The 14,703-nt window shown below is 48.2% G+C and carries 10 protein-coding genes; 3 read left to right on the plus strand and 7 right to left on the minus strand.

The features are described 5' to 3' along the window. Positions 1-65 precede the first annotated feature (65 nt). Positions 66-1,322, minus strand: coding sequence for a hypothetical protein (locus tag EKO24_RS18865; protein ID WP_206667312.1), 1,257 nt, complete (start codon positions 1,320-1,322; stop codon positions 66-68). A 547-nt stretch (positions 1,323-1,869) separates the two neighbouring features. On the opposite strand from EKO24_RS18865, the gene EKO24_RS18870 reads away from it, so the two are divergent. From EKO24_RS18870 to EKO24_RS18880, 3 genes are read left to right on the plus strand one after another with little or no spacing between them, the layout of a single operon-like run. Continuing rightward, entirely contained in the window at positions 1,870-3,321 is a 1,452-nt protein-coding gene (locus tag EKO24_RS18870) for a circularly permuted type 2 ATP-grasp protein (RefSeq protein WP_127029618.1), read from the plus strand. Then, positions 3,321-4,274: an alpha-E domain-containing protein gene (locus tag EKO24_RS18875; protein WP_127029617.1), complete on the plus strand. Its 954-nt coding sequence runs from the start codon at positions 3,321-3,323 to the stop codon at positions 4,272-4,274. The genes EKO24_RS18870 and EKO24_RS18875 overlap by 1 nt, the downstream gene beginning before the upstream one ends. Beyond that, entirely contained in the window at positions 4,274-4,726 is a 453-nt protein-coding gene (locus EKO24_RS18880; protein WP_127029616.1) for a GNAT family N-acetyltransferase, read from the plus strand. The genes EKO24_RS18875 and EKO24_RS18880 overlap by 1 nt, the downstream gene beginning before the upstream one ends. 105 nt (positions 4,727-4,831) lie before the next feature. Here the strand turns inward: EKO24_RS18880 and EKO24_RS18885 are convergent, their stop codons facing one another. The 6 genes from EKO24_RS18885 to EKO24_RS18910 all read right to left on the minus strand — a co-directional run bounded on the left by EKO24_RS18885 (position 4,832) and on the right by EKO24_RS18910 (position 14,687). Beyond that, positions 4,832-6,985: a putative bifunctional diguanylate cyclase/phosphodiesterase gene (locus EKO24_RS18885; protein WP_127029615.1), complete on the minus strand. Its 2,154-nt coding sequence runs from the start codon at positions 6,983-6,985 to the stop codon at positions 4,832-4,834. A 2-nt stretch (positions 6,986-6,987) separates the two neighbouring features. After that, complete coding sequence (locus EKO24_RS18890) at positions 6,988-7,758, minus strand: oxygen-binding di-iron domain-containing protein (RefSeq protein WP_127029614.1); 771 nt, start codon at positions 7,756-7,758, stop codon at positions 6,988-6,990. An 81-nt stretch (positions 7,759-7,839) separates the two neighbouring features. Further along, a complete protein-coding gene (locus EKO24_RS18895; protein WP_127029613.1) occupies positions 7,840-10,182 on the minus strand; it encodes a methyl-accepting chemotaxis protein in 2,343 nt (780 codons plus the stop codon). Positions 10,183-10,354: 172 nt separating this feature from the next. Continuing rightward, complete coding sequence (locus EKO24_RS18900; RefSeq protein ID WP_127029612.1) at positions 10,355-10,582, minus strand: 4Fe-4S binding protein; 228 nt, start codon at positions 10,580-10,582, stop codon at positions 10,355-10,357. Positions 10,583-10,694: 112 nt separating this feature from the next. After that, positions 10,695-13,400: an EAL domain-containing protein gene (locus tag EKO24_RS18905; protein WP_127029611.1), complete on the minus strand. Its 2,706-nt coding sequence runs from the start codon at positions 13,398-13,400 to the stop codon at positions 10,695-10,697. A gap of 561 nt (positions 13,401-13,961) precedes the next feature. After that, positions 13,962-14,687 carry a response regulator transcription factor gene (locus tag EKO24_RS18910; protein ID WP_127029610.1) on the minus strand — a complete coding sequence of 242 codons (726 nt, stop codon included), beginning with the start codon at positions 14,685-14,687 and terminating at the stop codon, positions 13,962-13,964. Between the last annotated feature and the right edge of the window lie 16 nt (positions 14,688-14,703).

Raw genomic sequence — 14,703 nt, forward strand, 5'->3', positions numbered from 1 at the left:
CCCGCACAAGTGAACATAGCGCTTATTTTTCGCGGCTTTCGTGCTGTTCGTGGACAATGTTCCTATTAAACCCCGACAGCTTTTTGCGCTTCATTCTGCATCCGCAACAGTTCCTCTTCGATACCCGCCGCATGCGTCAGTTCGGCAACATTATCCTTGGTAAAGAAACCCTGGAAGCCGCCGAAGCGCTGCACATACTCGATAATCAACGAGGAATGTTCGGAAGCGCTGGAAAAAATCTGTTTTAAGCCTTCGTCTTTCGAACCGATCACATCCAGCAAAAAGCTTTTGCCTTGCTCGCTAATCGCATCGACGACGAAATCGATGTTTTCTACGCCGTGCTGATTGCCGTCTTTAACGGCCAAGGCGATATGGTGCAGCCGGGGGCCGTAGTTGCGCACGAAGTTCTCGGTCGGCGACGGGAATATCTTGAAATGGTTGACGAAATACGGCGTGTTGTTGGCGGTAAACACTTTCGCGGGGCTGCGCATTTCGTCGGCATAATGAATGCTTTTGGTGACATTGGTCGATGAATTTTGATCGACAATATCGAACGAGCCCCAGTAGTAATAACTCGACAGCGATAGCCATTCCAAAATCGCGACTTCACGGTTTTGGCTGTAAATGCGCGTCGCCAAATGATCGACCGGTAAAATCAAGCCGTCGATGCCCAGCGCTTTTTGCCGCTGCTTGGCGGTTTCGCAGGCTTGCCGGGCATCGCTGCGAATACTGCTGACGCCCAGCGCATAAACGCGCGGCTCATCGGCTTGACGCTCCAAATACGCGACAATGTTATGGGTATAAGGGGAGGGTTTGGTAATGGCTATATTGCCCGGCAGTTCCAACTTGCGGACATCGTCTTGTGAAAAGAACAAAAAGCCCCGTTGCTGCTGTAACTTAACCACTTTATGCAGGTTGCTTACCCTTAAAATCTCTCCCATGTAGCGGCTGTGCGGCTTGCTGGAACCGATTGGAAACACTTCGTTCAGGCTGCGGAAAATGCCTTTGGTATCGTTGCTTTTCACTTCCCGTATGATCAGGTCCGGCGCGCTCATATCGATGCGCAAAACATGAGTCCAGTGCGATTCGCTTTCCAGCGTAACCAGGTAATGGTAAGGCGACATCAGGCAGAGTTCGCCGATATATTCAATCGATTTTCCGGGCTCGACGGTCAGCATCATCGCATCGATTTGATGAATCATGTTGCTCAAGCCCAGGCGGTCGCGTTCTTCAAGCAGTTTGATCAGGTATTCGTTAAAAAATGCTGAATTTTCTTTGTCCCCCTGAACAGGAAACGATAAGGAATGGCTAATGGCTGGCATAATGGACTCTCTACAAGTTTTATTGTTGAAAATAAAGCAAGTGTTGTACCAAGTGGTTAGCCGGTCTTGTATAGGGGATGAGAGATAACAATTTTCCGCAACATTTGCCGGAGCTTGCACTCCTGTTAAGCAAATCGTCTTCATTTCGCCTGTTTTTAATGCTGTGCGGGTTAGACCTTCCGGGTTTTAAAAACCTGGAAGGTCTGCTTATCGGGATGTTTCCCTGCTACCGCCAAATCTAGGACTGCCAAAATAGGGACTTGCGTATAACGACGAGAGCCATGCATGCGAACGACGCAAATACGCCAATGAATTGCCCGAACAGCTCATTTTGAAGCTCAAGCTGCACCAAATTGGAGCGGGCCGGATCGAAAACCGGCTTATTTATCCTTCTTGAAACTGCCGTCGTACCGGCTATTACTTTAAAGATACGGGTGGCCGTGCATTAGTCCTCAAACATGCGGCCGTGTAAGCCATTTATGCTGTGTAAGAGATGGCATAAATCATGCTCTTATTTCATTAAAGCCAACTAGCCTTATGAAACGCCATGAAATCAATTTGGGAAAACTACAAAACCGATCGTGCTTACGATGAACTGATGTGTTCAGAGTTCCAACCGAGACCGATTAGCTATCGCTTATGCCAATATCTAAATTCGCTGAACAAAAACGACATCGATAAACGCAAAATGGCTGCTGAATTGGCCATTTTGGAGATGGGCATCAGTTTCACTGTTTACAGCGACGAAGGCAATATAGACCGGGCTTGGCCGTTCGACATCATCCCCCGCATTATTAGTTCCATAGAATGGCGAAAAATAGAAAAAGGTTTAAAGCAACGTTTGACCGCTTTGAATTGTTTTATAGCGGATGTTTACGATCAGCAGGAGTTCATCAAGGCGGGCAAAATGCCCGGCGCGATTATTAATAGCTCAAAAAACTTTCGTAAAGAATGTATCGGCTTGAAGCCCCGCCACAACGTCTGGGCCAACATTTGCGGCACCGATCTGGTACGCGATAAAGACGGCGTCATGTATGTGCTGGAAGATAATTTACGCGTTCCTTCCGGCGTTTCCTACATGCTGGAAAACCGCGTCATTACCAAGCGCGTGTTCCCGGAAATATTGCAAAACATAGACATCCTGCCTATCGACGATTATCCGGGGCGTTTGCAGGATATGCTGGCGTCAATCGCGCCCGAGCATATCAAAAAGCCGCAAATCGTCGTGCTGACGCCCGGCATTTATAACTCGGCTTATTTCGAACATGCTTATCTGGCCCAGCAAATGGGCGCGCAACTGGTCGAAGGCGGCGATCTGGTCGTCAACGACGACGATTGCGTGTATATGCGCACAATCGAAGGCTTGGAAAAAGTCGATGTGATTTATCGGCGTATCGACGATGATTTTCTCGATCCTGAAGTATTCCGAAAAGATTCCGCGTTGGGCGTTCCGGGCCTGATGCGGGCCTGGAAAGCCGGCAACGTATCGTTGGCTAATGCGCCCGGAGCCGGCGTTGCGGACGATAAAGTGGTTTACGCCTACGTGCCTGAAATGATCCGTTATTACCTGAACGAAGAACCGATCTTGCCGAATGTGCAAACTTATTTGTGCGATAACCCTGAACATCTGGACTATGTGCTGGCGCATTTGCCGGAACTGGTCGTCAAGCCTGCGAATGAATCGGGCGGCTACGGCATGTTGGTCGGGCCTCATGCGACAACCAGGGAAATAGCTGCGTTCCGGAAAATTGTCCAAAAAAATCCCCGCAATTATATTGCCCAACCGACCTTGTCGATTTCAACCGCACCGACGTTGTGCAAAGGCAAGCTTGAGCCTCGGCACATCGATTTACGGCCGTTTATTTTGCAGGGCGAAAACACCTTCGTTACGGCCGGCGGCTTAACCAGGGTCGCACTGAAAAAAGGTTCGCTGGTCGTTAACTCCTCGCAAGGCGGCGGCAGCAAAGATACCTGGATCATCGATATGGAGCGCAACTAATGTTATCCCGTTCAGCAGAACGCCTTTATTGGCTGGCACGTTACCTGGAACGCACTGAAAATATCGCCAGACTGGTCAGTGTGCATATGAATCTATTGATGGACTTGCCTAACGGCGTTGAAATGGGATGGTTGCAGCTCGTCCGTATCAACGCTTCGGAACAGCAATTCTATGAAAAATATAAATCCGCCAACGAACACAATGTGACCCGGTTCTTGTTAATCGATGACACTTATCCGTGCTCTCTGTTTTCGTCTTTAAGCGCAGCGAGGGAGAATATCCGCACTTCCAGGGATTTGCTGCCCGATGAAGCCTGGGAGCAGGTCAATGAAATGTACTTGTTTGTTAAAAACAATATCGATTCGGTCTACAACCGCAGCAGCCGCGTTGTGCTTTTGAACGAGATTTTGAAAGGCTCCCAGTGCTTTACCGGGTTGTTGTCGGGCTATATGAGCCATAACCATCCTTACCGGTTTATTCGCTTGGGTAAGAATATCGAACGCGCCGACATGACCAGCCGGATTCTGGACCTGGCTTCGTTGTTGTTGGCCGATTCGCGTAGCGACGAAATGCGTCAATACGAAACTATCTTGTGGGTCAATATCTTAAAGGCGCTGAACGCCCAGTTGATGTATCGCCAGCATGTCAGGAGCAGCGTCAACGGCGACGATGTGCTGAATTTTTTATTGCTGAACGAGAACCTGCCTCGTTCGGTCAGTTGTTGTCTTGCTGAAATTGCCGGCTGCGTTAATGCGCTGCCTAATTGCGATTCGTTGCCGGAAGAGGTCACAAAACTGGAAGCGTACGTGCAAACCATCGATACCCGGCAAACCACCCAGGCGCAGTTGCGCGGTATTCTCGACAGCCTGCAAAACAAGGTTGGAGAGCTGCATAACCGGATAGCCAATAACTGGTTTATGCAAGGCATTCGCGAAGATGCGGCGGCTGAATAATGGAAATTACCCCGGCAAATATGTCAGACATCCCGGCGCTTTGCGAGTTGCTGGATATTTTGTTTTCGCAAGAAGCCGATTTCACGCCGGACCGCGAAGCGCAAAGCCGCGGCTTGGCTCAAATCATCGGCAACCCCGAGATTGGGCTCATTGTCGTTGCCCGCGAACAGGGCAGGGCGGTGGGCATGGTCAATCTTTTGTATACCGTATCGACCGCGCTCGGCGGCCGTGTCGCGCTACTGGAGGACATGGTCGTTGCTCCCGATGCCCGCGGTTCCGGCGTGGGCTCCTTGCTTTTGCAGCAAGCCGTTCAAATCGCGCGCTCGAACGGCTGCAAACGCATTACCTTGTTGACCGACAGCGATAACGAGCCGGCGCAACGTTTTTATCAAAAGCACGGCTTCGGTTTTTCGGCGATGATTCCGTTAAGGCTTTTATTAAACAAAATATAACGCTGCTTCAGATACGTCAGATAAGGTACCGGCCCACTTTATTGAAGGCCGCTTCCCGAAAGGGAGCCGGGCCGGCCTTAAAAGTGTCCTGTTCCATTAAAACATTTATTGCATGTCAGGCTTCGGCCTACTGATATGATAGCCTTGGGCGTAATTGATGCCCATATCCTTTAGCGCTTCCCAAACTTCCTGATTCTCTACAAATTCGGCGACGGTAAGAATATCGATGTCCTGGCATAATTTCGATAAGTTATGCACCAACGCATAATCTATTTTGGAGTTAAGTATGTTGCGCACGAACTCGCCGTCGATTTTGACGTATTCAAAACGTAACTCCCGTAAATAGTGAAACGAGTTGTAACCGGTGCCGAAATCGTCCAGCGCAAAAGCAAAACCTTTCCGGCGCAGGTTGGTCAGGAATCGGCGCATATTGGTCATATCGCCGATGGCGTCGCGCTCCAATAACTCGAATACAATCTTTTCGGGAGGAATCTGCAGTTTCTGGCAGAGTTCTTCCGCATAGCCCAAAATGCCTCGGCCTTGAATTTCTTGTACCGATAAATTGATGAAAATTTTTGCGTTCGCTTCCGGCCGGTTGGCTTCCATGCAATTGCGCTTGGCGGAAAATGCGTTATTGATCATGGCAATGTCGAGATCGCGCGCCAAGCCGTATTTATCGATGGTTTCAATAAACGCTGCCGCCGAAGTAATCTCGCCCGTTGGCGATTTAAGCCGGGCCAGTGCTTCAAAAGCGTAAAGCTCGCCGGTTTGACAATTAACAATGGGTTGATAATAAGGAATGATGCGGTCTTCTTTCAATGCCTCGCGCAGGTTTTCTGCAATATCGCGCACCTCGCGAGCGCTTACGCGGGCATCCGTTGCATCAAAGGCATAAACACTGTCTTTGCCCATATTCTTGACCGTATACATGGCGGCGTCCGCGTTTTCAAGCAGCTCGTCGGCGGTTAGGCCATTGATCGGATAACTGCTCAAGCCGATGGATACGGTTAAACGGAAGCGGTTATCGCTGGCTGATGTTATGGTCATCTCACGCAATGCTCGGCCTACATTCTCAGCAACTTTCTTACCGCCTTCAGGTCCTGTTTCGGACAGGATAATAGCAAATTCGTCGCCGCCGATGCGGGCGCAAAGGTCGCCGTTGCGCGTGTGTCCATTCAAGACATTGGCAATTGCGCACAGCGCTGAATCACCGGTGAGGTGACCGTAGGAATCATTGATGTCTTTGAAGTCGTCCAAATCGAGCATCAGCAGGCTGAACTGATGTTTGTGGCGTCCGGAGCGGCCGATTTCGTACTGTAGAATTTCGTTAAAATGGCGGCGATTGTGCAGCCCGGTAAGGGGGTCATGAATTGCGTAATATTCAAGTTCCGCTAACGAGCGCGATAAAACTTTGCTTGAGCCCACCACCATGACCATGACCGCAAGTATCGCGCGAATAATGCTTTCTTCTTGCGGCGATAGATTGTTTTTGGCTGCGTAAGCGACGCCCAATAATCCGGCTAAGTTAATGGATTGGTTAGGCACAGGCACACTAATCATACGAATATCCAAGTGTGTTTTGATTTGAGCTCCGCCGGAAATAACAAATTCCTCAATATGCAGTACCGCATCGGGAGGCAGTCCAATGCTTTGCAGCATTTGCTGGCTTAGTAATCCGCGCGCCTGATCCCTTATTTCATCCGAGCACTGCCCCATATAATACAAATAAAGCACCAAGCCGTTTTCTTCGGCAAAAGCGATGTAAAATAAATCAAAAGGAAAAATGGCGTAAAAATCCGCCAGAATTTCCTGTACAAACTCCTTCCAGTGCGAGACGTGTTCATGCGACAAGATGATGCGTTCCAATACCCGGCTTTGCCGTTCCAATAAGTCCTTTTCAATGAGAACCGAAGACAACTCGTACAAAGTTTGATTAAACTCCACCATCAAACTCTGGATGTGCTGGTCGTTCGTTTCCCACTGGTTACTGCGTTGCCGGAACAGCAAGTCAAGACTCCGGTCAAGCTTGTCGGTTGTTTCAATGACTTGCAATATTATTTGGGACAACGCCGCCAAATCGCCGGTGGCCACAACCCCTTGCAACATGCTGATAATCTCTTGGTGTACCTTACGATTAAGCCAGGAAATACTCATTGCATAACGCTTGGTACGGGTCTGATTTTCCAAGATCTCGGCAATCTGGCTGATAACGCTGTAGCGTAAGGCCTCCAAATGATCCGGCTGGAGTAAGTTATTCATGCTCAGTCGGACTCCTTAAAGCGGCCGCCGGCCTGCATTAAATCAATGCCGCATTGCAAATCCTTAAGCCAGTTTAGAAAATCCTGCACCGCGGCTCCTCGATAAACCGGTCCATGTTGCGGGGCGATCATGGCAATATCGAGATCGGCAATGGTTTCCAACCAGCAGCGTATTGCTTTATTAGAGCACATGTAACGGCGGTGAAAGCTTTCGATATAGGTGAGGTGGCTGGAAAAATCGTCTATAAAAGCGTCATCTTTTTCCATGGGTAGCATGGCTGCACCGATGTCTCCTGTGAACAGGATTTTAGAAACCGGGTCGTATACGTTGATTTGGCCTTCGGAATGCAAAAAATGCGCGGGTACAACTTTTAATTTAAATCCTAATTCTGACTCATAATCCATGCCTTCGTTAGGTACGCCGATAAAACGGTCCATGTCTTTTAAACCGTAATGAGGCAAGAACCGTATCCAGATGCTCGAAACATGCACAGGCGAACGGCACAGTTCCATCCAGGTCGATAAACCCCCGACGATATCGGGGTCTTGGTGCGACAGAAAAATAGCTTTAATTTGCTCAGGCCTTACGTAACGCAACATTTCCGCCAGCACTCGAGGCATCACCCCGAAACCGCCGGGATCGAGCAACACGCCTTCATCATGGTGAGTAATCAGATACTGGTTGGAACGTATCCCATCTTCTTCGCCCGGCTCACTTTCATTGAGCAAGATAAAACGATGATCATCGGATTCAAATAATTTAATGTTGCGCATGCGTGTTGATATTCTGTGTTAGGTTAAAATGATTTTCGCTATGAATAATGATGATAAAGGCGGCAATCGGCGGTTTTATCATCAAAACTCTTCCCACTCGTCGTTACTGCCGCTTTTTGATGTACTCAACGATAAGGCGAGGGCGCTTGGCTTTTTAGCGGTTGCTTTTACTGGCGCCGACGGTGATTTATTTCCGTCTATTGTTTCAACGCGTAGACTGGCCCGCTTTGAATTTACTTTAAAGAAACCCAGCATCTGGGCCATATTGGCAGACTGCTCGCTCACGGCGATACTCCCCGCTGCCGCCTGTTCCGCCAAGGCTGCATTTTGTTGGGTAATATCATCCATTTGCGCAACCGCTTGATTGACTTGATCGATACCCGAGGATTGCTCTGAACTGGCGCTGGCGATATGAGCAACAATATCTCCCACTTTGGTAATGCTTTCGACAATTTCAGTTAGCGCGGCACCGGTTTCATTGACAAATGCGGTTCCCGCCCGGACTTTTTCGACGCTGTTCTGAATCAGTTCATTACTTTGCCTCGCTGCGCTTGCACTCCGCTGAGCCAGATTACGAACTTCCGTTGCAACTACCGCAAACCCACGTCCATGGTTTCCGGCCCTGGCCGCTTCGACAGAGGCATTTAACGCCAACAGGTTGGTCTGGAAGGCAATTTCATCGATGACGCTAATAATCTCTGCAATTTTATTACTGCTGGCATTAATTTCCTGCATTGCATCGATAGCTGACTGAACGACGCCGCCGCCTTTTTGGGCCAATTGGGTTGCCGAATTGACAACTTCCGTCGCTTGGATTGTATTCTGCGCATTATTTTTGACGGTGCTGGCGAGCTGCTCCATGCTGGCGGCCGTTTCTTCGAGACTGGACGCCTGCTGTTCCGCACGACGGGAAAGATTGTTATTGCCGTTTGCCATTTCCTGCGCTGAACTGTCGATAAAGTCAGAGGCGTCCCTGATTTGAATAATAAAATCGCTCAATTTCGCCATCGTGTTATTGATGTTATTCATACATTCCGCATAGACGCCTTGATATTCGCTGCTAATGGCAGTGATTAAATCACCCTCGGCCATATTCTCCATGACGTTATTGACGTCGCTGAATACGCTTTCGATGACATCCGTTAGTTCATTGATTCCGGCGGACAACATCCGGGCAAAACCTTGTTTATCCCCCATGTCGATACGGCTGCTTAAATCGCCTGTTTTAATATCCTGCACTAATTGCCCAATCTCTTGTTCAATTAAAACTTCAGGCGTCCTGTTTTGCCATTCGGCAACAAAACCGATGCGCTCACCTTCATCATTGATCACCGGACTGGCGATTACCTGCATATGCTGGCCGGCAATAACCAACTCTGAACTGTAAGGTTGCCGGAGATTTTCCAACAGGCGCCGCTGATACGAGGGATCTTTATGAAAACTGTCGATATTGCTGCCGTGCAATTTATCGGCTTCAAAACTCGGCAATTGATTACGAATAGGTTTTTCCGCGCTTTTAAACAATTGCTCTACGCTGTTATTGGTATAAATAATGTCCAAATTATTATTGACTACCATCACTCCCGATTGAACGTTATCCAGCGCTTGCGTGATGCGCTTGGATATGGCCGCCTCCTGCCTGACATCCGCCAAGTCATCGCCCAGCTTGACCTCCATGCAGTAAAGGCCGCGCAGGAAGTCTCCCAGTTTATCGTTTCGTTTCAGGTCCACCTTGTTGCCAAAATCCCCACTGCTCAACCGGTAACAAATAGTGATGGCCGATTCCAAGACTTGATTGATTCCTCGTATCATCGATAAATTGACTATCAAGGTAATGATAACCAATAGTCCGGCGCCTGCTAGCAAATCGTATTGCTGAGATAAAAACAACTGATACATAGAGAAAAAAGCGGACGCTAAAAAAGCGCAGAGTACAAACGCATTTTTTTTCTCTATGGCGATTTCGCTAATGAATTTAAAGACTGCGTTCAAACCGGTGGGGTTGATTTTTACTTCGCCTTTGCTGATTTTTTTGTACAAAAGCTCGGTTCCGGGGATCAAGTCGCGTTTTGGCGGATGCCGTACGGAAAGATATTCATGGACTTTGCCATTTTTAAATAAAGGCATGGCATTGGCTTCAACCCAATAATAATCGCCATTTTTACATCTGTTTTTCACCAAGCCTTGCCAGGGCCTACGCTGTTTTAAGCTCTTCCACATATCCTCGAAAGCTTCCGAAGGCATATCCGGATGACGGACGATATTATGCTCCGCCCCCATCAGCTCCTCGCGCGTAAAACCGCTGATTTCGACAAAGGCATCGTTGACATAGGTGATGCGTCCCATCAAGTCAGTTCGTGAAACCAGAATAGTGCCTTTTTTTAAAACGACCTCGTTACGCGTTGTCGGCATATTAATTTTCACGTCACATTTCCTCGGAATTCATCAATATTTTGAAAGTAATTTTCACTGACACATCAAGTATTAGGTAGGATGCCCATCCAAATAGATACCAGCGAATCGTTGGCAACGCGGGAGTGACTCATGTCATGCCTGTGCATTGGGGGGCTTGCTTTTTCATGCCACTATCTGCCGGTCAATTAAATAATTCCCCGCACTTTTTTAAAAAACTCTTTTTGGCTTTTTGGATAGAATCGTTGGGGCAAGCCGCTTCGCACAAGGCGGCGCCATAGCGTGTACAGCCGTTACATAGTACGGGGTTAATGACATAAGCATCCTCGGTTTGGAAAATGGCTTCATTCGGACACTCAGGCTCGCAAACGCCGCATCGGGCGCATTTATCCTCATTAATGATCAAGGTCATAATTTACTCATAACTACATTTGTTAATTAAATATTGGCCCTCAAGATGAGGGTCGAAACTCAACACGTTACTGTTTGTTTAAGAATTTCTGGTCATACGCGAATAGCTAAACTCATACGGCTAATTTGACAACCTGGTGATTAAAAGCCGTTGTCGGTTTTTGATAATTATTGTTAAGCATTTGATTTATTAAGATATTGGCAAACGCGTCTGCCGATAGGGGAGGGTTTTTTAAATAGCCTTGATAGATGTCGCAACCTTTCTCCAGCAAGAACTCGAGCTGTTCCGGGGTTTCGACGCCTTCCGCCAAGACCTTAAAACCCAGAATATGGCCCATCGCGATAATCGTGGCGGCAATTTCCATGTCGTCTTTGATGTGAGGGATGTCATCGATGAAGCTTTTATCGATCTTTAGCACATCCAGCGGGAAATGTTTCAGATAAGCCAGCGATGAAAAACCGGTGCCGAAATCGTCAATAGCAAGGCGGATACCTTGGCCACGTAGCTTATTCAATAGCTCTATCACGTTGTCCAGGTTCTCCATTAGCCCGCTTTCAGTCATTTCAAGCTCAAGACACTCGGCCGGAAAGCCGGTTTCATTCAGCACTGTAGCAACCAAAGCACTAATATCACCGCGCCGAAATTGATGGGGAGAGACGTTGACTGCCAGGGTTAGCGGGGGCAATCCTTGGTCCAGCCAACGCCGCCCTTGCCGGCACGTTTCCCGCATCACCCATTCGCCGATTTCCAAAATGAGCCCGGTTTCTTCAGCGATAGGAATAAAGCGTGACGGCGGAATCAAGCCTTCCTGCGGATCTTGCCAGCGCACCAATGCTTCGGCGCCGACAATGCGACCGCTGAGAATATCCACTTGCGGCTGATAAAAAACGCGTAATTCGTGTTGTTCAATGGCATGCCTTAATCGGCTTTCCAAGGCAATGCGTTTTCGGGAAGCAAGCGTCAGGTCTTCAGAGAAATAGGCGTAACAACCGCGTCCCTGATCTTTGGCCTGATACAGGGCGGCATCGGCGCAGCTCAGCAGCTCGTCATAGTCGCTGCCGTGTTCCGGGTGCAAACTGATGCCGATGCTGACGCCAATCTGGACATCGTTATTTTGATTTAATTGGAAAGGTTTATTGAGGATAGAGATGATTTCTTCCGCTAAGCGGGCAGGATCTTCCGGATGAGCAATGTTTTCCATTAATACAATAAACTCATCGCCGCCCAAGCGTGCCACCATGTCAACGTCACGCAATCTTGAGCTGATGCGTGCAGCGACCTGTTGCAACAAGTCGTCTCCGGCCAGATGGCCCAGGCTGTCGTTAACGGCCTTGAAGCGGTCCAGGTCGAGCATCAGCAGTGCCAGCCGTTTACCTTCGCGCCGATCCATTTCGATGCTGTGTTTTAGCCGCTCCTGTAATAACCGGCGATTAGGAAGCTGCGTTAGCGGGTCGTAAAAAGCCAGTTGTTTGATTTCTTCCTCGGCGGCCTTGCGCGAAGAAATATCGGAGAACGAGGCGACATAGTTGTTGATTTTGCGGCTCATGTCATAAGGTTCCCTGACTGCCGTGATAATCAGCCATTCCGGATAGAGCTGGCCGTTTTTGCGTCGATTCCATATTTCGCCTTGCCAGGCGTCGGTACGATTAATGCTGTCCCACATGGCCGCGAAGAACGCTTTGTCATGCCGGCCGGAACTGAGCATATGAGGGGTTTTGCCAATGGCTTCTTCGGCACTGTAGCCGGTGATTCGGGTAAATGCCTGGTTGACTTTGAGAATGACTTTGTCCGCATCGGTAATTAACATCGCATTCTGCAATTCAAAAGCGGTGGCGGCGATGCGCAGATCGACTTCATCTTGCTTTTGTTGGGTGATGTCGGTAATGAAGCCGTGCCAAAGTACGGAGCCGTCCGTCTGTCGTTGCGGCAGGGCGTTACCGAATAGCCAGCACAGGGGAGCATCGTCAAACTGTAGACGAAACTCCTGACACCACGGCGTCAAATCTTGTGCCGATACTCTAAAGGAGGCCTTAAAGTTTTCCAGATCGTCAGGATGCAAGGCTGAAAATATCTTGGAGGCGTCTTCACTGACGTCTTCAGGGCTGACCCGGTAAATAGCATGGATGGCTTCATTCGCGTACGGAATGCGGAAGCGGCCATCGGGAAATAGCTGGAACTGGAACACCATTCCCGGCACTTGGCTGGAAATTTTCTGGAGCCGCTCAAAGGCTTCCTGGCTTATTTGCTCGGCTTTTTGACGTTCAATGACTTCTTTGGCTAATTGTATAGTGCGTGAAGACAGCGCATCGTACATGGAGATCATCGTTTCTATCAGTACCCGCATTCCCCCGCTCATTTCCTGGTCAGCTTGCTCCTTCGCTTGCATTAACGGTACGCCCGACTGCACCGCCAACACGACCTTAGCCATGCGCATGTCTGTGTCGAGAATATGAAAGGCCAGCCATTGAGTCAGAAATCCAAGAACTTCTTCGATCGTCTGATCGGATGATCGAATGCTCTGCGCTTCCATCATCATGTTAACTTTAGTCAGGAATCTGCTGTGATCGTCTATATGGCTTGCTTCCCAAGCATCCTCAGAAAATACTGTATGCCAAATGGTCTCTTCAGCCTGAAAATGGTAAATAGTGTATTCAACTAAGTCATTGAAAAAGTTGGTCAAAGTCGGCATATCGGATTGATTGGCCAAATGGCTGGCCAGCGCATTCAGTAACTCAACCAGTCGCTGGTGCTGCTCATCGATCAGCGGCACTCCAACCTCGAAATTCTTATTCCATGGAAAAACTTCAACTGAATCCATAATATTTTCTTAGGTAGTTAAGGTCGCTAATAAGCCGACAGTGCTGTAGTTATCAATTTTTAATTATTCAAATTCAAATGCGCTAATCTGCTATTCGAGCTTTATTTTCTTGTTTAGCCAATGAAGGCTTTATTAGATCAGGTTAGGCCGCTCGAAGGTCTGCTTAGCTGTCCGACGATGGTGGGATAACAAGTCAAAACTTTTGGCTGTATCCGAGAATATCGCGACATCAAAACAAACCGGAAGCATGCTGATAATTACCTTATTAAATTTATGCTAATTCATTGATAATTATGGGGCAATTTGAACTGTCGTAACATAACGAAATATTGCATTTTCTTGCAAACAAGGTTTTTTAGATTATCGGAAAGATTGATTTTCCTACTAAGAAAGCACGTTGGCGCAGTAAATCCCCTTACGCTACGATCCGGTAAATTGTCTGCAAGAGGGATATTGATAAACCGAAAGAGGAAATGCTTCGCCTTTTTTAGGATTGTATGTAAAGCAGCTAAGCCAATCCTTAGTAATGATTTCGGCTGAAACATATACGCCCAGAATGTTCTATGCGATTATTGCCCAGGCGGTAAAGGCATAACCGACTTGATAGACGGTTTTGATCGGCAGTTGGTATTCTAATTTATTTGCGGCTTTTTTACGCAGACGGGTAAGCATTACATCCAACCTTTCTCCGCTATTAACAACGCGCGGCCCGAAGATAAGTTCAGCAAGCTTTTTTCTGGGAACAGTTTCGCCTTGTGCTTCGAACAATGAATTGAGAAAGAAAAACTCCCGTGCAGTGAGCTTAATATTTATCCCATTCGGATCGGTCAAGCACCAATTTTCTCTTGATAGCAGCCACAAGTTTTGCTTCTGCTCAGCCTCGGCTTTCAATATCGTATTCTCAAGCCGTCTGCGAATCGTTTCGATATTGGCGACCAGCTCGGACAGGTTGACCGGTTTAACGAGATAGCGGTCAGCTCCTGCTCTCAAACCTAAAAGCCGGCTGTCGAGAGAGGCATGTGCGCTGACGATAATTACCGTCAACTGTTGCAGTTTGTGCAAATGCTCGGTGACGCTGATGCCATCCTCGCCAGGCAAACCGACGTCGAGCACGACCACGTCGACTGGATCGATCGAAAGCCGTTTGTAAAAAGCTTCGGCGCTGTCGACGCCCCAAGCATAATAGCCTAGCACCCAAAGATACTCCAGCGTGCTCTCCAGCAGATCCTTATCATCCTCGACGATTGCAATACGCAACGATGTTACTTGCTCAGACGAATTTATCATTTTTATATTATCGTTC

This window comes from Candidatus Methylobacter oryzae (assembly GCF_003994235.2).
Classification (GTDB): domain Bacteria; phylum Pseudomonadota; class Gammaproteobacteria; order Methylococcales; family Methylomonadaceae; genus Methylobacter_A; species Methylobacter_A oryzae.

Excerpts from the sequence above, each read along its gene's own strand:
- EKO24_RS18865 (WP_206667312.1), bottom strand. The coding sequence starts at position 1,322 with ATGCCAGCCATTAGCCATTCCTTATCGTTTCCTGTTCAGGGGGACAAA.
- EKO24_RS18870 (WP_127029618.1), top strand. The coding sequence starts at position 1,870 with ATGAAATCAATTTGGGAAAACTACAAAACCGATCGTGCTTACGATGAA.
- EKO24_RS18875 (WP_127029617.1), top strand. The coding sequence starts at position 3,321 with ATGTTATCCCGTTCAGCAGAACGCCTTTATTGGCTGGCACGTTACCTG.
- EKO24_RS18880 (WP_127029616.1), top strand. The coding sequence starts at position 4,274 with ATGGAAATTACCCCGGCAAATATGTCAGACATCCCGGCGCTTTGCGAG.
- EKO24_RS18885 (WP_127029615.1), bottom strand. The coding sequence starts at position 6,985 with ATGAATAACTTACTCCAGCCGGATCATTTGGAGGCCTTACGCTACAGC.
- EKO24_RS18890 (WP_127029614.1), bottom strand. The coding sequence starts at position 7,758 with ATGCGCAACATTAAATTATTTGAATCCGATGATCATCGTTTTATCTTG.
- EKO24_RS18900 (WP_127029612.1), bottom strand. The coding sequence starts at position 10,582 with ATGACCTTGATCATTAATGAGGATAAATGCGCCCGATGCGGCGTTTGC.
- EKO24_RS18905 (WP_127029611.1), bottom strand. The coding sequence starts at position 13,400 with ATGGATTCAGTTGAAGTTTTTCCATGGAATAAGAATTTCGAGGTTGGA.
- EKO24_RS18910 (WP_127029610.1), bottom strand. The coding sequence starts at position 14,687 with ATGATAAATTCGTCTGAGCAAGTAACATCGTTGCGTATTGCAATCGTC.